The organism is Vibrio sp. Y58_MX_L22 (assembly GCF_024181865.1).
In the GTDB taxonomy this organism is placed as follows: domain Bacteria; phylum Pseudomonadota; class Gammaproteobacteria; order Enterobacterales; family Vibrionaceae; genus Vibrio; species Vibrio alginolyticus.
In genome coordinates this window covers 37,008-58,565 of sequence record NZ_JAMZAN010000013.1, presented here as the reverse complement: position 1 = coordinate 58,565, position 21,558 = coordinate 37,008, and the positions used below count along the sequence as shown (strand labels likewise).

The 21,558-nt window shown below is 46.4% G+C and carries 21 protein-coding genes; 7 read left to right on the top strand and 14 right to left on the bottom strand.

What is annotated here, in order from left to right; translation table 11 throughout:
- Positions 1-216: 216 nt before the first annotated feature.
- Positions 217-798 carry a hypothetical protein gene (locus NL626_RS20885; protein WP_025555720.1) on the bottom strand — a complete coding sequence of 194 codons (582 nt, stop codon included), beginning with the start codon at positions 796-798 and terminating at the stop codon, positions 217-219.
- Positions 799-1,628: 830 nt separating this feature from the next.
- Between NL626_RS20885 and ilvG the strand changes: the two genes are divergently transcribed.
- From ilvG to ilvA, 5 genes are read left to right on the top strand one after another with little or no spacing between them, the layout of a single operon-like run.
- Positions 1,629-3,275 (top strand): acetolactate synthase 2 catalytic subunit, encoded by a 1,647-nt coding sequence (gene ilvG, locus NL626_RS20880; RefSeq protein WP_005378960.1) that lies wholly within the window; start codon positions 1,629-1,631, stop codon positions 3,273-3,275.
- A gap of 11 nt (positions 3,276-3,286) precedes the next feature.
- Positions 3,287-3,571 (top strand): acetolactate synthase 2 small subunit, encoded by a 285-nt coding sequence (gene ilvM / locus NL626_RS20875; RefSeq protein WP_005378958.1) that lies wholly within the window; start codon positions 3,287-3,289, stop codon positions 3,569-3,571.
- 12 nt (positions 3,572-3,583) lie between these two features.
- Positions 3,584-4,522, top strand: coding sequence for a branched-chain-amino-acid transaminase (gene ilvE, locus NL626_RS20870; protein WP_005378953.1), 939 nt, complete (start codon positions 3,584-3,586; stop codon positions 4,520-4,522).
- 13 nt (positions 4,523-4,535) lie between these two features.
- Positions 4,536-6,377 carry a dihydroxy-acid dehydratase gene (gene ilvD, locus NL626_RS20865; RefSeq protein ID WP_053308105.1) on the top strand — a complete coding sequence of 614 codons (1,842 nt, stop codon included), beginning with the start codon at positions 4,536-4,538 and terminating at the stop codon, positions 6,375-6,377.
- A 2-nt stretch (positions 6,378-6,379) separates the two neighbouring features.
- Positions 6,380-7,927: a threonine ammonia-lyase, biosynthetic gene (gene ilvA / locus NL626_RS20860; RefSeq protein ID WP_253657697.1), complete on the top strand. Its 1,548-nt coding sequence runs from the start codon at positions 6,380-6,382 to the stop codon at positions 7,925-7,927.
- Positions 7,928-7,981: 54 nt separating this feature from the next.
- Here the strand turns inward: ilvA and punR are convergent, their stop codons facing one another.
- Complete coding sequence (gene punR / locus NL626_RS20855) at positions 7,982-8,884, bottom strand: DNA-binding transcriptional activator PunR (RefSeq protein ID WP_005378948.1); 903 nt, start codon at positions 8,882-8,884, stop codon at positions 7,982-7,984.
- 151 nt (positions 8,885-9,035) lie between these two features.
- Here punR and punC point away from each other — a divergent pair, with 151 nt between their 5' ends.
- The gene (punC, locus tag NL626_RS20850; RefSeq protein ID WP_213896499.1) at positions 9,036-10,241 is read left to right on the top strand and encodes a purine nucleoside transporter PunC; all 1,206 of its coding nucleotides are present in this window, start codon (positions 9,036-9,038) and stop codon (positions 10,239-10,241) included.
- Between the two features lie 44 nt (positions 10,242-10,285).
- Here the strand turns inward: punC and NL626_RS20845 are convergent, their stop codons facing one another.
- The gene (locus NL626_RS20845) at positions 10,286-11,062 is read right to left on the bottom strand and encodes a transporter substrate-binding domain-containing protein (protein WP_005378944.1); all 777 of its coding nucleotides are present in this window, start codon (positions 11,060-11,062) and stop codon (positions 10,286-10,288) included.
- 115 nt (positions 11,063-11,177) lie between these two features.
- Here NL626_RS20845 and NL626_RS20840 point away from each other — a divergent pair, with 115 nt between their 5' ends.
- On the top strand, positions 11,178-11,918 hold the full coding sequence (locus tag NL626_RS20840; protein ID WP_005383852.1) for an amino acid ABC transporter permease: 741 nt from the start codon (positions 11,178-11,180) through the stop codon (positions 11,916-11,918).
- 80 nt (positions 11,919-11,998) lie between these two features.
- On the opposite strand, the gene glmU is transcribed toward NL626_RS20840, so the two are convergent.
- The 11 genes from glmU to NL626_RS20785 form a co-directional block, all read right to left on the bottom strand.
- A complete protein-coding gene (glmU, locus tag NL626_RS20835; RefSeq protein WP_047102566.1) occupies positions 11,999-13,360 on the bottom strand; it encodes a bifunctional UDP-N-acetylglucosamine diphosphorylase/glucosamine-1-phosphate N-acetyltransferase GlmU in 1,362 nt (453 codons plus the stop codon).
- A 149-nt stretch (positions 13,361-13,509) separates the two neighbouring features.
- Positions 13,510-13,932 (bottom strand): F0F1 ATP synthase subunit epsilon, encoded by a 423-nt coding sequence (locus tag NL626_RS20830; RefSeq protein ID WP_005378937.1) that lies wholly within the window; start codon positions 13,930-13,932, stop codon positions 13,510-13,512.
- A gap of 18 nt (positions 13,933-13,950) precedes the next feature.
- Positions 13,951-15,354 carry a F0F1 ATP synthase subunit beta gene (gene atpD, locus NL626_RS20825; RefSeq protein ID WP_005383849.1) on the bottom strand — a complete coding sequence of 468 codons (1,404 nt, stop codon included), beginning with the start codon at positions 15,352-15,354 and terminating at the stop codon, positions 13,951-13,953.
- Between the two features lie 35 nt (positions 15,355-15,389).
- Entirely contained in the window at positions 15,390-16,256 is an 867-nt protein-coding gene (atpG, locus tag NL626_RS20820) for a F0F1 ATP synthase subunit gamma (RefSeq protein ID WP_005378932.1), read from the bottom strand.
- Positions 16,257-16,300: 44 nt separating this feature from the next.
- Positions 16,301-17,842 carry a F0F1 ATP synthase subunit alpha gene (gene atpA / locus NL626_RS20815; RefSeq protein WP_005378931.1) on the bottom strand — a complete coding sequence of 514 codons (1,542 nt, stop codon included), beginning with the start codon at positions 17,840-17,842 and terminating at the stop codon, positions 16,301-16,303.
- Between the two features lie 13 nt (positions 17,843-17,855).
- The gene (gene atpH, locus NL626_RS20810; RefSeq protein WP_017635596.1) at positions 17,856-18,389 is read right to left on the bottom strand and encodes a F0F1 ATP synthase subunit delta; all 534 of its coding nucleotides are present in this window, start codon (positions 18,387-18,389) and stop codon (positions 17,856-17,858) included.
- Positions 18,390-18,403: 14 nt separating this feature from the next.
- A complete protein-coding gene (gene atpF / locus NL626_RS20805; RefSeq protein ID WP_005378929.1) occupies positions 18,404-18,874 on the bottom strand; it encodes a F0F1 ATP synthase subunit B in 471 nt (156 codons plus the stop codon).
- Positions 18,875-18,948: 74 nt separating this feature from the next.
- Positions 18,949-19,203, bottom strand: a complete 255-nt coding sequence (atpE, locus tag NL626_RS20800; protein ID WP_002540812.1) for a F0F1 ATP synthase subunit C — start codon at positions 19,201-19,203, stop codon at positions 18,949-18,951.
- 57 nt (positions 19,204-19,260) lie between these two features.
- On the bottom strand, positions 19,261-20,073 hold the full coding sequence (gene atpB / locus NL626_RS20795; protein WP_005378922.1) for a F0F1 ATP synthase subunit A: 813 nt from the start codon (positions 20,071-20,073) through the stop codon (positions 19,261-19,263).
- Between the two features lie 8 nt (positions 20,074-20,081).
- Entirely contained in the window at positions 20,082-20,471 is a 390-nt protein-coding gene (locus NL626_RS20790) for a F0F1 ATP synthase subunit I (RefSeq protein WP_005378921.1), read from the bottom strand.
- A 198-nt stretch (positions 20,472-20,669) separates the two neighbouring features.
- Entirely contained in the window at positions 20,670-21,551 is an 882-nt protein-coding gene (locus NL626_RS20785) for a ParB/RepB/Spo0J family partition protein (protein ID WP_005383840.1), read from the bottom strand.
- Between the last annotated feature and the right edge of the window lie 7 nt (positions 21,552-21,558).

The window sequence follows — 21,558 nt, the reverse complement described above, 5'->3', positions numbered from 1 at the left end:
CGTTTTCAGTATGCGGGCTTCCCCCTTTTGGGAAACTAGTGTGTGTACATCCCCCACATACCCCGACACTGCATTTCAAATGTTTACCTACTTTTTCTACCGTAACTAAGGCTAAAAATAGGGAGTAACACCTACATTTTCTGGTTAGTAGATAGAGCACACACTCCCGATTAAAAGCCACAAAAGACGGTTAGTGGGAGCATGATGCTAACGTATCTATACTGCTGTTCGGGTAAGAACTCCAAAAATGACCAAGGTAAAAAATGCGAATCCGCCAATAACTATTTTTTCATCAGCCTTAAACTCTTCTTCGATGGTGCTAAACAAAGCCACTAACACTATCGAAACAATGCCAATAAGCAGAACCGATGAATGAGGTAACTTATGAGTAAAATATAGCATTTTAGCTACCATTAACCCTACGATACTGGTTATTAGGCTTTGTAACCCAGACATTAAATTGAATAGTCTCACCTTAGCCCAGCTCAATTTATTACAACTAGAACTGACCAGATAAGCTGCTGACGCAATGCCCAATAGAAATGGCACTATTAGAAGTGTTAACTCACCAATCGCTTCATTGAAGATTTTCGTTATATTTTGGTTTAGGTTAAGAGCATTATCCAAACATGCCAGCACCACCAATGAGCCCAAAATTAGAAAGACGGAGCTAAATACTGTATCAACAAGCGAGCCCCAAAAGTTACTTAACCACCTACATAGGAACTTTTTATTTGGAGAGCCATCCTTATCCGACCCGCTGTTTTGTGCTTTGTCATCATTCGTTGTTTCTGTCATTTATGAATTCCATATCTAATAATAAACCAGCATCATATCAGAGAATAAAAGCCAACCATATCATATAGATCCATCAATAAAGCCAAATCCATTCCTTTATGCAATAACTAAGGTAGTAATCCTCTGTATCCCAGTCTTGTAACTACGCCGTCTTGCCATAGTTGCCACTATTTCCATTGTTGCCACTTCTATATAGTCACTCATTATTGAACCCGAAGAGACCTTAAATTCATTACTTTATTAATAAGGTAAATGTTGCCAACAATAGTAAACCCTGGCATGCCATTGCTGATATGAACTTCTACACTAACCGATGGCGCTTGCACCCCGACGCTTGCTCGACTATGAATGATTGCCAGCCCCATACGTTCCTCAATTTTTTTGAACACTCTGTAAACAAATGTTTTATCTAGTTGGTTATGTTATATACCGCGTCCCAATTGAGAGTTAATGTGAAAAAAGAATGACTTTTTGCTTGTCATGCAGCGGAATTGTGTGATACCACTAATGACGCAAACAATTTCGTAGAACATTACACAACATTTTTTAACGAAAAAAGAACGACAGACAGATGAACCTTTTCGCTCATATCAACGCACTGCTAGCCCTGATTATCGTGGTCATTATTGGCACCGCGCGGGGTATTGTGGGCGAAAGGTAACCACAAATTACAAAAAACCCCCGCACTGAAAAGTCCGGGGGTTTTTTTACAACTACAAGTTGTCATCTGTCTAACCCTCGGACAGTTTAACGGGAAGAATGGGAGTGCACATGAAGTGCAATAAATATGGCAATCGCTACGAGCCACAACGTAGCAAAGGAGGTTTACGATGACTGGTGCACAACTTGTCGTAGCCGCTTTAAGACAGCAAGGCATCGAAACCGTTTTTGGCTACCCCGGCGGGGCCATCATGCCAATCTATGATGCTTTGTATGACGGTGGGGTGGAACACATCCTATGCCGTCACGAGCAAGGGGCCGCTATGGCAGCTATCGGGATGGCTCGTTCCACTCAAGACGTTGCTGTGTGCATGGCAACTTCTGGCCCAGGAGCCACTAACCTTGTTACCGGCCTTGCCGACGCTTTCCTTGACTCCGTACCTCTAGTTGCCATCACAGGCCAGGTTGCTAGCTCTCATATCGGTACCGATGCATTCCAAGAAATGGATGTGATCGGAATGTCCCTAGCCTGTACTAAGCACAGCTATCTCGTGACCGAAATTGAAGATCTAGCTCCGACACTTGCCGAAGCCTTTGAGGTCGCAAAAACCGGTCGTCCGGGTCCAGTCATTGTCGATATCGCCAAAGACGTTCAACTCGCTCAAGCACCCACAGACCTTCTTCCTCCATACATAGCACCAGCAATCGAAGATGTCAGCGCTGAAGATATCAAACGTGCGCAAGATGTGCTGGCAGCATCTACTCGCCCAGTGTTGTATGTTGGTGGTGGCGTGCAACTTGCGAAAGCAACCGATGCAGTACGCGAATTTCTTCGCTTAAACCCAATGCCTGCAGTTAGCACATTAAAAGGCCTCGGTACCATTGAACGCCATGATCCCCACTATCTTGGTATGTTGGGTATGCATGGCACCAAAGCCGCCAACCTAGTGGTTCAAGAAGCTGATCTATTGATTGTGGTTGGCGCGCGTTTTGATGACCGTGTGACGGGTAAGCTCGATACGTTTGCACCAAATGCGAAAGTGATTCACATCGACATTGATGCTGCGGAGATTCATAAACTGCGCCACGCCAACGCACCATTACGTGGCGACATCAACACCATTCTCCCTCAGCTAGAACTGACTCAAGATATCTCACCGTGGGTTCATCACAGTGAAAGTCTGCGCAGCGGCTTTAAGTGGCGTTACGACCACCCGGGCGAGTTAATCTACGCACCGCTATTGCTTAAACAGCTGTCTGACATGATGCCAGATAGCTCAATTGTCTCGACCGACGTCGGTCAGCACCAGATGTGGGCAGCGCAACATATCCAGCCACGCGAACCACAAAATTTCATCACTTCTGCTGGCCTTGGCACCATGGGCTTTGGCTTGCCAGCGGCGATGGGTGCTGCAGTCGCACGTCCTGATGATCAGTCTATCCTTATTACAGGTGACGGTTCATTTATGATGAACGTTCAGGAATTGGGCACGCTGAAGCGTCGTCAGATTCCAGTGAAGATTGTCCTTCTTAATAACCAACGTCTTGGCATGGTTCGCCAATGGCAGTCATTGTTCTTTGACGGTCGCCACAGTGAAACCATTCTTGATGACAACCCAGATTTCGTGATGTTAGCAAAAGCGTTCGATATCCCGGGCAAAACCATCACCAAGAAAGAAGAAGTCGAACCTGCTCTCAAAGAGATGCTAGCGAGTGAAACTTCTTACATGCTTCACGTTTTGATTGATGAAGAAGAAAACGTGTGGCCATTGGTGCCACCTGGCGCATCAAACAGTGATATGTTGGAAAATACATAGGAGACAATCGCATGGACAGATATTTACTCGACATCAAAGCCGATGACAAACCGGTACTGTTGGAGCGCGTTCTACGTGTGATTCGTCACCGAGGCTTCGTGATCAAACAAGTCGCTGCTACGCAAAACCACGAAAGCAAAGTAGCCAGCGTCGAGATCATCGTCGACAGCGATCGACCAATCTCGTTTTTGATCAATCAAATAGAGAAGTTGTGGGACGTTCGTAAGGTTGAGGTGCTAAAAATCCGCAACGATGAACTGCCAAATCACAACTTACAACAACACGTAAGTGCATAAGGAAGGCAACAAATGGCAACGAAAACTGCAGATTTCATTTGGTTTAATGGTGAGATGGTTCCATGGGCAGAGGCGAACGTTCACGTTCTGACTCACGCAATGCACTATGGTACATCCGTGTTTGAAGGCGTGCGCTGTTACAACACACCAAAAGGCCCAATTGTCTTCCGTCACCGTGAGCATGCACAACGTCTAAAAGATTCTGCCAAGATTTACCGCTTTCCGATCCCTTTCTCTGTAGAAGAAATCATGGAAGCGACCCGCGAAACACTGCGCCAAAACAAACTCGACAGCGCTTACATTCGTCCATTGGGTTTTGTCGGTAATGTTGGCTTAGGCGTATGTCCACCAGTTGGCACTGAGATGGATCTAATCATTGCAGCATTTCCTTGGGGCTCTTACTTAGGCGAAGAAGCGCTAGAAAAAGGTGTCGATGCGATGATTTCAAGCTGGAACCGCGCTGCGCCAAACACCATCCCAACTGCAGCTAAAGCAGGCGGTAACTACCTATCTTCACTACTGGTTGGTGGTGAAGCGCGTCGTCACGGTTACGACGAAGGTATTGCGCTAAGCGTAGATGGTTACCTATCGGAAGGGGCTGGTGAAAACATCTTCGTTATCAAAGATGGCGTAATCACCACACCACCAGCAACTAGCGCGATTCTACCGGGCATCACTCGCGACTCGATCATGACAATTGCACGCGATAAAGGCTACGAAGTCCGTGAAGCGAACATTGCTCGTGAAGCCCTTTACCTTGCCGATGAAGTCTTCATGACAGGTACTGCGGCTGAGATTGTACCAGTGGCAACCATCGACAAGATTGAAGTGGGCACTGGTAAGCGCGGCCCTATCACTAAAGAACTACAAGCAGCCTACTTTGGCCTATTTGACGGCACCACGGAAGATAAGTGGGGCTGGTTAGACTATGTGTACCCAGAACAGAAGTAAGAAGGATTAGGAAATGCCAAAATATAGATCAGCTACCACCACACATGGTCGTAACATGGCGGGTGCACGAGCACTGTGGCGTGCAACGGGTGTGAAAGAAGAAGACTTCGGTAAACCAATCATCGCCGTTGTAAACTCGTTTACTCAATTTGTTCCGGGTCACGTACACCTGAAAGACATGGGTCAGCTTGTAGCACGCGAAATCGAAAAAGCTGGCGGTATTGCGAAAGAATTCAACACCATCGCGGTTGATGATGGTATCGCAATGGGTCACGGCGGCATGCTGTACTCACTGCCTTCACGCGAACTGATCGCAGACTCTGTGGAGTACATGGTCAACGCGCACTGTGCCGATGCCATGGTATGTATCTCTAACTGTGACAAAATCACTCCGGGAATGTTGATGGCATCTATGCGTCTCAACATCCCGGTTATCTTTGTTTCTGGTGGTCCAATGGAAGCGGGTAAAACCAAGCTTTCTGATCAGATCATCAAACTAGACCTTGTAGATGCGATGATCCAAGGCGCGGATCCAAAAGTGTCTGATGAGCAAAGTGAGCAGATCGAACGTAGCGCATGTCCAACGTGTGGATCGTGTTCAGGCATGTTCACCGCAAACTCGATGAACTGTCTAACAGAAGCCCTGGGTCTTTCTCAGCCGGGCAACGGTTCTATGCTGGCGACGCACGCAGACCGTGAACAGCTGTTCCTTAATGCAGGTCGTCGCATCGTTGAACTGACTCGTCGTTACTACGAGCAAGATGACGAATCAGCACTGCCTCGCAACATCGCTACGTTTGATGCCTTCGAAAACGCAATGGCACTGGATATTGCAATGGGTGGCTCAACCAACACCATTTTGCACCTACTTGCCGCGGCGCAAGAAGGTGAAGTGGATTTCGATATGGAAGATATCGATCGCCTATCACGCCAAGTACCACACCTATGTAAAGTGGCACCATCTACCCAGAAATATCACATGGAAGACGTGCACCGCGCTGGTGGTGTAATGGCTATCCTTGGTGAGCTTGACCGTGCAGGTCTTCTACACAATGATGCGCGCACCGTGCTTGGCCTTTCGATGAAAGAGCAGCTGGCGAAATACGACATCATCCAAACTGAAGACGAAGAAGTACTCAAGTTCTACCGCGCAGGTCCTGCAGGTATTCGTACTACACAAGCATTCTCACAAGATTGTCGCTGGGATCGACTTGATGATGATCGCGCTGAAGGTTGTATTCGTGCCAAAGACAATGCTTTCAGCCAAGAAGGTGGCCTAGCCGTTCTATCAGGCAATATCGCATTAGATGGTTGTATCGTTAAGACTGCTGGTGTGGATGAGAGCATTCATAAATTCACTGGCCCAGCCGTAGTATTTGAAAGCCAAGAAGACGCCGTAGAAGGCATCTTGGGTGGCAAAGTAAAAGCTGGCGACGTGGTAATTATCCGTTACGAAGGCCCTAAAGGTGGTCCGGGCATGCAAGAAATGCTTTACCCAACCACTTATCTAAAATCGATGGGCCTTGGCAAAGAGTGTGCACTTCTGACTGACGGCCGTTTCTCTGGCGGCACATCAGGTCTGTCAATCGGTCACGCCTCTCCTGAAGCAGCAAACGGCGGTGCAATTGGTCTGGTAAAAGAAGGCGATATGATCGCAATTGATATTCCAAACCGTTCAATTTCACTCCAAGTGTCTGAACAAGAACTTGCTGAGCGCCGTGCAAAACAAGACGAACTAGGCTGGAAACCAGTTGACCGCCAACGTGAAGTTTCATTTGCACTCAAAGCGTACGCGAGTATGGCAACCAGTGCTGACAAGGGTGCAGTACGAGACAAGTCGAAGCTAGAGGGCTAGCAATGATGGAAGCTCAACCCGAAAAACAAGTGAACCAAACTGGCGCAGATTATCTGCGCCAGATCTTGCGTGCTCCTGTGTATGAAGTCGCGACTGTCACACCTTTGCAAGAGATGCCTCGCCTTGCTGCTCGTATTGGCAACAATGTGCAAATCAAGCGTGAAGATCGCCAACCCGTACACTCGTTCAAATTGCGCGGTGCATACAACATGGTGGCGAGTTTATCTGAAGCACAAAAAGCCGCTGGTGTCATTGCAGCATCGGCAGGTAACCACGCACAAGGCATGGCGCTTTCTGGTACTAAGCTTGGCATTAAGACCACTATCGTGATGCCAAAAACCACACCAGACATCAAAGTCGATGCGGTACGCAGCTTTGGTGGCAATGTGGTGCTGCACGGCAGTAACTTTGATGAGGCCAAAGCCGAGGCAGAGCGTCTATCCGAGTTAAACGGGTACACCTTTGTCCCACCGTTCGATCATCCACTGGTGATTGCTGGTCAAGGCACCATCGGCATGGAAATGCTGCAACAAAATGGTCACCTTGACTACATCTTCGTTCCTGTCGGTGGTGGCGGTTTGGCTGCGGGTGTTGCAGTACTCGTGAAGCAGCTCATGCCAGAAATCAAAGTGATTGCGGTCGAGCCAGAAGATTCTTCATGCCTCAAAGCGGCATTGGATGCAGGTGAACCAGTAGTATTAGACCAGGTCAGCATGTTTGCCGATGGCGTTGCAGTAAAACGCATTGGTGAAGAGACGTTTCGTCTATGCCAAAAGTACATTGATGGCCATATTGCAGTCTCTAGCGATGAAATCTGCGCAGCAGTAAAAGACATCTTTGAAGACACCCGTGCGATTGCAGAGCCTTCTGGCGCGCTTGCTCTGGCGGGCTTGAAGAAGTTTGCTGAACAGAACAAGCTGAAAGACAAAAACCTAGGTACGGTATTGTCTGGCGCAAACACCAACTTCCACGGTCTGCGTTATGTTTCTGAACGCTGCGAGCTTGGTGAAAAACGTGAAGGTCTGCTTGCCGTCACCATCCCTGAGCGTCAAGGTGCTTTCTTTGAGTTCTGTAATCTCATTGGCGGCCGTGCCGTGACAGAGTTTAACTACCGCTACAACGATGACTCATTGGCAAATATCTTTGTCGGTGTGCGTTTGCAAGGCGGTCAGGAAGAGCTAGAACATATCATTCGCGACTTACGTGATGGTGGCTACCCAGTGGTTGATTTGTCTGATGATGAAATGGCGAAGCTGCACGTGCGCTACATGGTTGGTGGTAAGCCGTCTAAGCCGCTTAAAGAGCGCCTCTACAGCTTTGAATTCCCAGAGTATCCTGGGGCGCTACTTAAGTTCTTAAGCACACTCGGTACTCATTGGAATATCAGCTTGTTCAACTACCGTAACCACGGCGCTGACTACGGACGCGTTTTATGTGGTTTCGAGTTAGATGAAAGCGATTTAGCTCAGTTTTCTGCACATTTACGTGAACTTGGCTATCAATGCAAAGACGAGACAGACAACCCATCGTATAAGTTTTTCTTGTCATAAAACGCCACATTTTAAACATATCAATGAAAACACCTCGCTAATGCGAGGTGTTTTTTATGACTGTAACCAATCTTTATGTAGCTGATTAGGCGACCCAAGATAGTCCACCATCCACTGGATCAATTTATGATTATCATCTTTGCGCCATACTAAGCAGCAGTGACTGAGCGGTTTATCATCCGGCATGACCTTCTCCACCAGCACACCATCATTGATTAAGGGTGTTGCAATATGACGTGGCATGTAACCCACGCCCACCCCATTTTTTAAACATTCAATCGCACTATACCAATTGGGCAATAATAATCGGCGTTGTTGCGGATAATGGCCAGTATGGCGTTTTGGCAGCACGTTCGAAGTATCATCAAGACAGATCGCCGGAAATTGACTCACAAACGCTTCAGTAAGCACTTGTTGTCGAACGCAAGGATGAGCGGGTGACATTACAAATGCCCAATCTAATACGCCCATATCTTTGACTTCAAAATCTCCCCCAACGGGAACCGCAGATGTCGCGCCAACGACAATGTCGGCTCGACCTTGTGCTATGGCTTCCCAAGAACCATTGAAGACCTCCATATTGATCTGCAATTCAGCAAATTCAAACTCGCGATAGAAATCTTCCACCAAAGGTTTGAGTTTTTCTAACTTCACCACGTTATCTAAGGTCAGCTTTAACGTGCTTTTCCATCCTTGAGCCGCTCGCCGCGTTTGTGCTTTCACCTCTTCCATTTGACGCAGCAAAGAGCGCGCCTCGGCCATAAAAAGTTCACCTGCTGGAGTTAGCTCGACTTTCCTTGGTAAACGTCGAAACAGCACCACATCTAAATCTTGCTCGACCTGCCTTACTCCATAGCTGATGGCTGAGGGGACTTTATGCAATACCTCAGCCGCAGCGGTGAAACTGCCTAAACGGGCAACCGTATCCAGCATTTCCAAAGACGCTTTAGAGAACATGATTTAACCTTTCAAAAAATTTGATTGATAACCAACAATTTTAGCGTTTTATTTTCTCAAAATCGAAAAATAGAATAATAAGGTAAATAAATCAGGGTTGGCGCCAACTGATGTTGATAAAAAATGATTAAATAATTTGACTGGTTGAATCATGAAAATCTCAAAACTACAGCTCATTTACCTGGCAGCATTATCGATGCTTGGCTTCGTTGCTACGGATATGTATCTGCCAGCATTCAAAGCGATGGAAATCGACTTTGCAACAGGCCCTGAGCAAATTGCTCTCTCTTTAACGGTATTCCTCGTTGGTATGGCGATTGGCCAACTAATGTGGGGATTGGCATCCGATAAATTTGGCCATCGTAATACACTCGCAGCCGGGTTGGTGCTATTTACTATCGCGTCATTCGGTTTGGCTTTCTGTGATCAAGTATGGCAACTACTCACACTGCGCTTTATCCAAGCTATCGGTGTGTGTGCACCAGCCGTGATCTGGCAGGCTATGGTCATTAAGCGCTACTCAAGCAGTAGCCAACAAATTTTTGCGACAATCATGCCACTCGTCGCGCTATCACCAGCACTAGCACCTCAATTAGGGGTTGTGTTGGCAGATAACTTCGGCTGGCACAGTATCTTTATTACGCTAACACTGGTTGGTGTCTTCTTGGTCTTTGCGACCATGGCACAAAAAGACGAGAAAGCAGAAATCAAACAAACCAGTATGTCTGCCGACATCAAAGCGCTGCTGAGTTCTAAAAAATACCTTGGCAACGTGTTTATGTTTGCGACGGCTTCAGCTGCATTCTTTGCTTACCTAACTGGGATGCCAGAAATCATGGCGCAACTGGGCTACGAAGCAAAAGATATTGGTTTGAGCTTTATCCCACAAACTATCGCGTTTATGGCTGGTGGCTACTTAGGTAAAGTAGGCGTTCGAAAATTTGGTGATGAAAAGGTTCTGCGCCAACTGATTGGCCTATTTAGTGTCGCGGCATTAATGATTTTCATTGCTTCACAGTGGGAGCTGTCATCGATTTGGCCTATTCTTGCGCCATTCTGTTTGATTGCCGTCGCTAACGGCGCGCTGTACCCAATCGTGGTAAACCGTGCACTGGCCAGCGCACAACAGAGCCCTGCAACAGCAGCAGGTCTGCAAAACAGCCTGCAAATCTGTGTAAGTAGCTTCTCAAGTGCATTGGTAGCCGCAATGGCAAGCCAAGCTCAGATGGTTACTGGCATCGCAATCATCATCTGTATGGCTGGGCTGTGGATGGGATACATTCTGTCGAATCGCGAATTATCCAAGCACTTTACGACTCCTGACAACGCCCGAGTCGTGAGTGAAGACGAACTTTAATCGTTCAAATAATAAAAAGAGCCGCGCAATGCGGCTCTTTCTGTTTATAAGCTTTTCAACCCCCACTTCTTGGCAGTCTGCTTAAAAAAGCCTTGAGTCTTTTTCAACTCAACCCAGTGATTGATGTAATTAATCCATACTTGATCGTCTTGCGGCAACAACATAGCAATTGGGGTTGGTTTACGCGGTGCGGTCACTGGCACTATCGCCAACTGTTTAAACTTGTCCACCAACGTCGCTGCTTCCACATTGGACGTCACCGATACATCGGCCCTGCGAGCTAGTAGTTCTTGGAAGTCGCGCGCTGGCGCTTCAATAACAATATGCTGAGCAGACGGGAAGAACTCCTTAACCATTTTTTCTTGTACCGTACCTAACGTCGCCGCGACTTTTACTTCTGGTTTATTAAAATCCGCCCAATCAGAGAATTTGGCGAGATCTTTCTTTTGCACCACAGGTACAAAGGCAAGGTAGAAATATGGCTGGCTGTATCCAGCTACTTTCGCGCGCGACATGTTCAGAGATGCGCTGCCAGTAATATCGTACTTGTTGGCGGTAATGCCATTAACTAGCGTCTTCCAATCCGTGGGAACATACTCCACTTTTACACCGAGATCTTTAGCAAGTTCTGTTGTTACATCGATATCGAAGCCACGATAACTGTTTGTCGCGGGGTCTTTCATCGTCATCGGATTCCAATCTCCCGTCGTTCCAACTCGGAGTACGCCATTGTCTAAAATAGATTGAAGACGGCTTTCAGCGTGAGCGACTTGAGTCGCAGCAAGCAAACACATTCCTAGCACTAGTAAAATCTTTCTCATTTTTATTCCCTTAAAAATAATGACCTTATACGGTTTAATAATTAACCTTTATTAGAGCTCTACTGATAACATAGCAGCAACAAAGGAAGTTTTTTAGTTAATTCAGGGAGTAAATGTGACGTTTCGAACTCTATGGCTATTTTCACTACTATTACTCACTGGTTGTTCAGATTATCAATGGGGCTGGTATGTACTTGACCCTTCGACGGATCAAGGGCTCACCAATCTAAAGTTTTTAATCGCTGGGTTTAACGACACCATCCAAGTATCACTCCTTAGTATGTTATTTGCGATGAGCTTGGGCCTAATCGTTGCGTTACCCGCTCTGTCGGACTCAGCCTCTCTGAAGTGGATAAACCGTATTTATGTCGAGGTGATCCGTTCAGTGCCAGTTTTAGTCTTACTACTTTGGGTGTATTACGGCATGCCTACACTATTGGATGTCTCACTCAATCACTTTTGGGCGGGTGTTATTGCACTGACTATCGCTGAGAGTGCGTTTATGGCGGAAGTGTTTCGCGGTGGGATACAAGCTATCAGCCGTGGCCAACATGAAGCGGCTGAATCTTTGGGCTTAAGCTATTGGCAAAAGATGCGCCTGGTAATTCTTCCCCAAGCATTTCGACAAATCCTCCCTCCACTGGGCAATCAATTTGTCTACATTCTCAAGATGAGTTCTTTAGTCAGCGTGATTGGTTTAAGCGATCTCACTCGCCGTGCTAATGAGCTGGTGGTGAATGAGTACTTACCCTTAGAGATTTATACCTTCCTCGTTTTGGAGTACTTGTTACTCATCCTATTTGTATCTCAAGCCGTTCGTTGGCTCGAAAAACGTATTGCCATTCCTAGCTACTAGCGATGAAGCCTTAGCTAGAAACAACAAAGCCGCTCTTGTTGAGCGGCTTTGACAATATAGAGACAGAGTGTAGGTAATGCTTATTTCTGTTTTACAGGACGCTGCCAGCCAGTAATTTTGCGCTCTTTGACGCGAGTAATTACTAACTCACCTTCTTCAACATCTTTTGTTAGTGTCGTGCCTGCACCGATGGTTGCGCCATCAGCGATAGTGACAGGCGCCACCAGCTGGCTATCAGAACCAACAAAAACATCATTACCGATGATGGTTTTAAACTTGTTCGCACCATCGTAGTTACAAGTGATAGTACCTGCACCGATGTTAGTACGTTGACCGATCTCTGCATCACCTAAGTAAGTTAGGTGGTTCGCTTTTGAACCTTCTCCGATGCGCGCATTTTTCACTTCAACGAAGTTACCCACATGGGAATCGTTACGCATTTCAGCACCAGGACGAAGGCGAGTAAATGGACCAACCGTACATTCTTCACCAACCGTTGCACCTTCAATCACACTGTAAGGGCGAACGATGGTGTTGTCGTCGATTTCACAATCTTTCAGTACACAACCCGCACCGATAACCACGTTATCACCCAGTGAAACTTTACCTTCGACGATAACATTCACGTCGATTTCACAGTCCATACCGCACTGTAACTCACCACGCAAATCAAAGCGTGCTGGATCGCGTAGCATGACACCTTGCTCTAGTAGCTTCTGAGCTTGCATTGACTGGAAAGCACGCTCTAGACGAGCAAGCTGTGCGCGGTCGTTGACCCCTTCCACCTCAATGGCATTGACTGGGTGTACTGCCTCAACGGCACGACCTTCATCGTGTGCAGCTGCAATAACGTCAGTTAGGTAGTATTCGCCTTGTGCGTTGTTGTTGTTTAAGCCAGACAACCAACGCTTAAGATCCCCACCAGTCGCAACCATCACGCCAGTGTTGATCTCTTTAATTTGTTTTTGTTCTTCTGTTGCATCTTTTTGCTCAACGATCGCCACAACAGGACCATTCTTACGGATAATACGACCATAGCCTGTCGGGTTATCTAGAATCACTGTTAGTAGTGCAATACCGCCAGTTGGCTGTGCATCTAATAGGTTTTCAATCGTTTCAGCTGAAATCAGTGGAACATCACCGTAAAGCACCAGTACTTTTTCATCGTCTTCAAACTTCGGAGACGCTTGATCAACCGCATGACCTGTCCCTAACTGCTCCGCTTGAAGCACCCAATTTACAGGCTCTTCTGCAAGAGTGGTTTGCATTTGATCACCACCGTGACCAAAGACCAAGTGGATGTTTTGTGCGCCAAGACCTGTACATGTATCGATAACATGTTTTGCCATTGGCTTGCCTGCCAAAGTGTGTAGCACTTTAGGCATGTTCGAATGCATACGGGTACCTTTACCCGCTGCAAGAATCACAGCACTGAATTTCATTGATAACCTATTGACGTTTTATGTTAATTGGCCGTTATTTTAAACAGCTCTTTTAAAATAGTTAATGGAGTAAGGTAAATTTCCAACTAAAATTAATCAAAAAGGCGACCAATTGGCCGCCTTTTTTCATGCAACGTTGCTAATTGAGCTTAGCGACGCTTTTTTGTCAGCTCGATAACTCGTAGCTGAGCAATGGCTTTAGCCAGTTCACTGGCCGCTTGTGCGAAGTCCATGTCACCATGCTGATTCTGGATTTGCTCCTCAGCGCGGCGTTTGGCTTCTTCTGCCTTCGCTGCGTCTAGCTCTTCACCACGGATAGCTGTATCAGCTAGTACAGTCGCTGTACCAGGCTGAATCTCTACCATACCACCAGAAACATAAATAATTTCTTCGTGGCCGTGCTGTTTCACAATACGCACCATACCAGGCTTGATAGCGGTCAGCAGCGGTGTGTGACCATGGAAAATACCAAGTTCACCTTCGCTACCGGTCACCTGAAACGTTTCAACACGACCAGAGAAGATTTTCTTCTCAGCGCTTACTACGTCTAGGTGAAAGGTTATTGCTGCCATATCGCCTCCTAGTTAGCCTTATAGCTTCTTCGCATTCTCAATAGCATCGTCGATGCTACCGCAGTACATAAATGCCTGCTCAGGAATGTCGTCGTATTCACCAGCTAGTAGACCTTTAAAGCCACGTAGAGTCTCTTTTAGAGGTACGTAAATACCAGGGTCACCTGTAAATACTTCTGCTACGTGGTAAGGCTGAGTTAGGAAACGCTCAATCTTACGTGCACGAGATACAACTTGCTTATCTTCTTCAGATAGCTCGTCCATACCTAGGATAGCAATGATATCTTTCAGCTCTTTGTAGCGCTGAAGAGTCTGCTGAACACCACGAGCAACTTCGTAGTGATCTTGACCAACGACTAGTGGATCAAGCATACGAGATGTTGAATCTAGCGGGTCGATCGCAGGGTATAGACCCATTGCAGCGATGTTACGGTTAAGTACAACCGTTGCATCCAAGTGCGCGAACGTTGTTGCTGGAGACGGGTCAGTCAAGTCATCCGCTGGTACGTATACCGCCTGTACAGACGTGATAGAACCTGATTTCGTTGACGTGATACGCTCCTGAAGTACACCCATCTCTTCTGCAAGAGTTGGCTGGTAACCTACCGCAGAAGGCATACGACCTAGTAGTGCTGATACCTCTGTACCTGCAAGTGTGTAACGGTAGATGTTATCAATGAACAGTAGTACGTCACGACCTTCGTCACGGAAACGCTCTGCCATTGTTAGACCAGTCAGTGCAACACGTAGACGGTTACCTGGTGGCTCGTTCATCTGACCGTAAACCATCGCTACTTTTGATTCTTCAGGCTTCTCAACGTTTACAACGCCCGCTTCCTGCATCTCGTAGTAGAAATCGTTACCTTCACGAGTACGCTCACCAACACCAGCAAATACTGATAGACCTGAGTGCTGTAGTGCGATGTTGTTGATAAGTTCCATCATGTTAACGGTCTTACCTACACCTGCACCACCGAATAGACCGATTTTACCACCCTTAGCGAATGGACAAATTAGGTCGATTACTTTAACGCCCGTTTCTAGAAGTGCAATTTCGTTTGATTGCTCTTCGTAGCTTGGTGCACTACGGTGGATAGAGTAAACCTCTTCCGCACCCACTTCACCACGCTCGTCAATCGCGTCACCTAGGACGTTCATGATACGACCTAGAGTTTTAGTACCTACTGGTACTGAAATTGGAGCGCCAGTGTTAACCACTTCTACTCCACGACGTAAACCATCAGAGCTACCCATTACGATACAACGAACTACGCCACCGCCTAGCTGTTGTTGAACTTCAAGAACTAGACGCTCTTTTGAGTCCGTTACGTTTAGAGCGTCATATACACTAGGTACATTGCTCTGTGGGAACTCTACGTCGACTACCGCACCGATGATCTGTACGATCTTACCTGTAGCCATCGTTAATCCTCTAAACTATTTCGTTTTACCTAAGCTTAAACCGCAGCTGCACCACCAACGATTTCTGATAGTTCTTGTGTAATCGCAGCCTGACGGGCTTTGTTGTACACAAGTTCCAAATCGTCAATCAAACTGGTTGCGTTATCCGTTGCAGCCTTCATCGCAATCATTCGAGCCGCTTGCTCACAAGCAAGGTTCTCAACCACACCTTGGTATACCTGAGACTCTACGTAACGCACTAATAGCGTATCCAGTAGAGGTTTTGGTTCAGGCTCATAGATGTAGTCCCATGAATGCTCACGCTGCATCTCTTCGCTGTCCGATTTAGGCAAAGGTAGCAATTGATCGATCGTTGGTTGCTGAACCATAGTATTAACAAACTTGTTGAATACTACATATAGACGGTCCAGTTCACCTTCATCGTATTTCTTCAGCATTACGCCAACAGAGCCGATTAGGTCTTGTAGGCTTGGATTATCTCCAAGACCAGAAACCTGTGCCGCAACTTTTGCGCCACCATGTTTAAAGAAAGCTGTTGCTTTTGAGCCAACAACGGCTAGCTCAATCTCAGCACCTTTCTCTCTCCATGCTTGCATGTCTGTAACGGCTTTTTTGAACACGTTAATGTTCAAACCACCACACAGACCACGGTCTGTCGAAACGATGATGTAACCAACACGTTTAGCTTCACGCTCTTCTAGGTACGGATGACGGTACTCTAGGTTTGCGTTAGCCACATGACCGATCACTTTACGCATTGTTTCAGCGTATGGACGAGAAGCTTCCATTGCATCTTGAGAACGACGCATTTTTGAAGCTGCTACCATTTCCATCGCTTTCGTAATTTTCTGAGTGCTTTTAACACTACCGATTTTATTACGTATCTCTTTTGCGCCGGCCATCGTTACTCTCCGTTAGTTGGTGGCAGAAACTGCCACCGACCTAATTACCAAGTTTGGGTTGCTTTGAAGTCGTCAGTCAGTTTCTTCAACTGAGCTTCGATTTCATCGTTGTAAGCGCCAGACTTGTCGATCTCAGCTGCTAGTTCAGCGTATTGACCGCGAGCGTACGATAGTAGAGCCGCCTCGAAATCTAGAACTTTGTTAAGTTCTACATCATCAAGGTAACCGCGCTCTGCCGCGAAGATAGTTAGAGCTTGGTCAAATACAGACATTGGAGCGTACTGCTTCTGCTTCATTAGTTCTGTAACTTTTTGACCATGGTCTAGCTGTTTCTTCGTTGCGTCATCAAGGTCAGAAGAGAACTGAGCAAATGCCGCTAGTTCACGGTATGCAGCTAGTGCTGTACGGATACCACCTGATAGTTTCTTGATGATTTTCGTCTGAGCTGAACCACCTACACGAGATACTGAGATACCAGGGTCAACAGCTGGACGAACACCAGCGTTGAATAGCTCAGTTTGTAGGAAGATCTGACCATCGGTAATCGAGATTACGTTAGTCGGTACGAATGCTGAAACGTCACCTGCTTGAGTTTCGATGATAGGAAGAGCAGTCAAAGAACCAGTCTTACCTTTCACTTCACCGTTAGTGAAACGCTCTACGTACTCTTCGTTTACACGAGCTGCACGCTCTAGTAGACGCGAGTGTAAGTAGAATACGTCACCTGGGAATGCCTCACGGCCTGGTGGACGTTTAAGTAGTAGAGAGATCTGACGGTAAGCTACCGCTTGCTTAGATAGATCATCGTAAACAATCAGTGCGTCTTCACCGCGATCGCGGAAGTATTCACCCATCGCACAACCTGCGTAAGGCGCTAGGTATTGAAGCGCTGCAGATTCAGAAGCTGATGCAACTACAACGATAGTATTTTGTAGTGCGCCGTGCTCTTCTAGTTTGCGAACAACGTTAGCGATAGTCGATGCTTTCTGACCGATTGCTACGTAGATAGAGAAAATACCAGAGTCTTTCTGGTTGATGATCGCGTCGATCGCCAGTGCTGTTTTACCAATCTGACGGTCACCGATGATAAGCTCACGCTGACCACGACCGATTGGGATCATTGAGTCAACTGACTTATAACCAGTTTGCACAGGTTGGTCTACCGATTTACGGTCGATTACACCTGGTGCGATCACTTCTACAGGCGAAGTCATTTTCGCTTCGATTGGACCTTTACCATCGATAGGCTCACCCAGCGTATTTACTACGCGGCCTAGTAGTTCTGGACCAACTGGCACTTCAAGAATGCGGCCAGTACCTGTAACTTTCATGCCTTCCTTAAGGTCAGCATATGGGCCCATTACAACCGCACCAACCGAGTCACGCTCAAGGTTAAGTGCCAGTGCATAACGGCCACCCGGTAATTCAATCATTTCACCTTGCATCACGTCCGCTAGGCCGTGGATGCGGATGATACCATCGCTTACCGATACGATAGTACCCTCGTTGCGAGCTTCACTAACAACTTCGAAAGATTCGATACGTTGTTTGATCAGATCGCTAATTTCCGTGGAATTAAGTTGCATGCTCCAATCCCCATTAAGACTGCAATGCATCGCTCAGGCGGTTCAAACGACCACGCGCTGAGTCATCGATGACTAGGTCTCCGGCTCGAATAATAACCCCACCAAGTAGGGTCTCATCTACACTGCAATTCAGCTTCACTTTGCGTTCAAGACGCTTTTCAAGTTTGCTGCCAATGTTTGCAAGTTGTTCATCAGAAAGCTCTGTTGCTGAAATTACTTCAACATCAATTTCTTTCTCATGTTCTTTTTTCAGAGTAAAAAACTCCGTACAAACATCAGGAAGGGCCGCTAAACGACCATTCTCAGCCATTACCTTCAAAAGGTTTTGACCGTGCGCATCAACTTGTTCGCCGCAAACTGCAACAAAAATTTCTGCCATTTTGTCAGCAGAAACTGAACCCGTTAGTAGTTCGTTCATTTGTTCGTTTTTGGCCACTTCAGCAGCAAAAGATAACATTTGGCCCCATTGGTCCAACTGGTCTTTCTCTAAAGCAAAGTCGAAGGCTGCTTTAGCATAGGGGCGTGCGATAGTAGTCAAATCAGACATATGCGCCCCCAGACTTAAAGTTTTGCAGTAATGTTGTCGAGAATATCTTTTTGCGCATCTTTATCGATAGAACGCTCAAGGATTTTCTCAGCACCAGCTACAGCCAGAGTAGCAACTTGTTTGCGCAGCTCATCGCGTGCACGATTGCGTTCAGCTTCAAGTTCTGCTTCTGCTTGCGCTAGGATTTTCTGGCGTTCTGCCTGAGCTTCCTCGCGAGCTTCATCAAGAATTTGAGACTTACGCTTGTTCGCTTGTTCGATGATCTCAGTTGCTGTGCGCTTCGCTTCTTTCAATTGATCAGAAGCGTTGGCTTGTGCTAGATCCAAGTCTTTCGCAGCACGTTCTGCTGCTTGAAGACCATCAGCAATTTTCTTCTGACGCTCTTCGATCGCTTGCATCAATGGTGGCCATACATACTTCATGCAGAACCACACAAATAGTGCGAACGAGATTGCTTGACCTAGCAGAGTTGCGTTTATGTTCACAACAGCTACCCCTCTATTTGGACTTAGTGTTAATCAGTGACAAGCGATAATCGCCCGTCCCGAGTTAAAGGTGATTAACCTAGTTGACCAACGAATGGGTTTGCGAAAGTGAATAGTAGCGCGATTACGATACCGATCATTGGAACCGCATCAAGTAGACCCGCGATGATGAACATCTTAACTTGTAGCATAGGAGCCATTTCTGGTTGACGTGCAGCACCTTCTAGGAATTTACCACCTAGCAGTGCGAAACCAATCGCTGTACCAAGAGAAGCAAGACCGACGATAATACCTACGGCGATTGCAGAAAAGCTCAGTAAAGTTTCCATTACTATCTCCAATTTATAGTTGTTGGCTTAGTGCCCAAATAAAAAGCTTTAAAAAAATTAATGATCAGGATCTTCGTGTGCCATTGACAGGTAAACAATTGTCAACATCATGAATACGAAGGCTTGAATCGTAATAACCAAGATATGGAAGATTGCCCACGGTAGTGAACCCATCCATTGTAAGTACCATGGTAGCATTGCCGCACAAAGAATGAATACAACCTCACCCGCGAACATGTTACCGAATAGACGCATACCAAGTGATAGAGGTTTCGCTAATAGCGATACCACTTCAATTAGTAGGTTAAACGGAATCATCAGTGGGTGATTGAATGGATGTAGTGCAAGTTCTTTTGCGAATCCACCTAGACCTTTTACTTTGATGCTGTAGTAAATCATCAATGCAAAAACGCCTAGAGCCATAGCCATGGTGATATTCACATCAGCAGACGGTACAACCTTAAGGTAAGGGATACCTAGCCAATGCTCTGCTGGGTATGGTAAGAAGTCGATAGGAACTAAGTCCATCACGTTCATCAAAAATACCCAACAAAAGATAGTCAGTGCTAAAGGCGCGATCAGTGGGTTGCGTCCATGGAACGTGTCTTTGACGTTATCGGCGACAAATTCAACGATCATTTCTACAGCACACTGAAGCTTACCCGGTACACCCGCTGTTGTTCTCTTTGCTACTTTGTAAAAAATTCCGAGGAAGATTAAACCAGTAAACCAAGAAAAAAACAGGCTATCGATATGTACGTTCCAGAAACTTGTCTCCGACCCTACTAAACCCAACTTGTATAGCGATAGGTTAGAAAGGTGGTGGGCAATGTAACCGGACGATGTTAGCGCTTCACCTGGCGCAGCCATAACTCATCCTATTTTTTGTTGTTAATGAATAGCACTGGTGCACAGATATTAATACCTAGTACCAGCAAATAGGTTAGTTTGAGGGGAACAAGTTCCACCTGCATATACATGTAGGCAACATAGAACAGTGCAACCGTGATGAGAATTTTCAGTACTTCACCCGTATAGAAGGAAGCAGCGATGCGCTTGGCAGCGCGAGCTCCACTAAACATGAAAGCACACAGCGCGAATACTGCATTGGCAACAACAAAAATGCCTCCGCCAATCAGCGCTGAAAATCCCCAGTCAGGATTTATGGCTACCGCCATTCCTGCTGCCACAAAAATAACCGCGCCAGACTGGATCATTAACAATTGCCTTGCGAGCTCTCGTCCTGGTCTAGCTAACGCAGCTACCATGTATTCGTACCTCTAGTAATATCCACTTCGCACTTAACTCTCTGTGCTGGGAAATTGGCGAAAATTATACGTTCAGTTCAACGTAAAGCAATTCGATTGCATCAAAAACTTACAGTTTTGTTTACAAAACGACAACTTTCGCACAAAATTCGATTAATTAGATTAATTAGATTAATTGACCTAAATCAATTATCTCATCTAGGCCTCAAGCTTGGCAATTAGTTGGTCCAATTTGTGAGGCTCATCAAGACTTATCGTCAATTTCGCTTTTCCGTTTGCAGAACGGGTAAGAGAAACTTTTGCATCAAGCAGCTGACTCAATTTATGCGACATTTGCTCGGCTTCGGTATCCTCTTGTTGCCCTTTTTGCTCATTTTGTGGGGCTAAGCACTTTTTTACTAACTGTTCGGTCTGGCGAACAGTCATTTGCTTCTTAGCCACTTGTTGAGCTACTTCGACTTGCTGTTCGCCTTCTAACGCTAACAGAGCTCGAGCATGACCCATTTCCAATTTTTTATCTGCAACCAGACCTTTTACATCAACTTCCAACTGATTCAGACGTAATAGGTTACTCACCGTCGTTCTTGATTTACCAATCACATCGGCCACTTGCTGATGTGTCAGCGTGAATTCATCTTGTAGACGCTCAAGCGCTTGGGCTTCCTCAATCACATTCAAGTCTTCACGTTGAATGTTTTCAATCAACGCCATGGCGATGGCGGCACGATCTTCAACTTTTTTCACCAAACACGGCACGCGTTTTAAACCCGCCTGCCTTGCAGCACGCCAGCGGCGCTCACCTGCGATGATCTCAAACTGACCATTTTCGACCTGGCGAACCACGATTGGTTGAATAATGCCTTGTGATTGAATCGAAGCCGCTAGTTCTTCTAGCGCTTCAGGCGCCATATCTTTACGCGGTTGGTATACGCCCGGCTGCAATTGACCAATCGCTAAATCGGTTAACTCACCGTCTGCCGATAATTCTTGGCTATGCGATGCAATATGCTGTTTTTCACGAGCAAACGAACTGGTCGACAATAACGCATCCAGTCCTTTTCCGAGACCACGCTTAGACATGGGATTG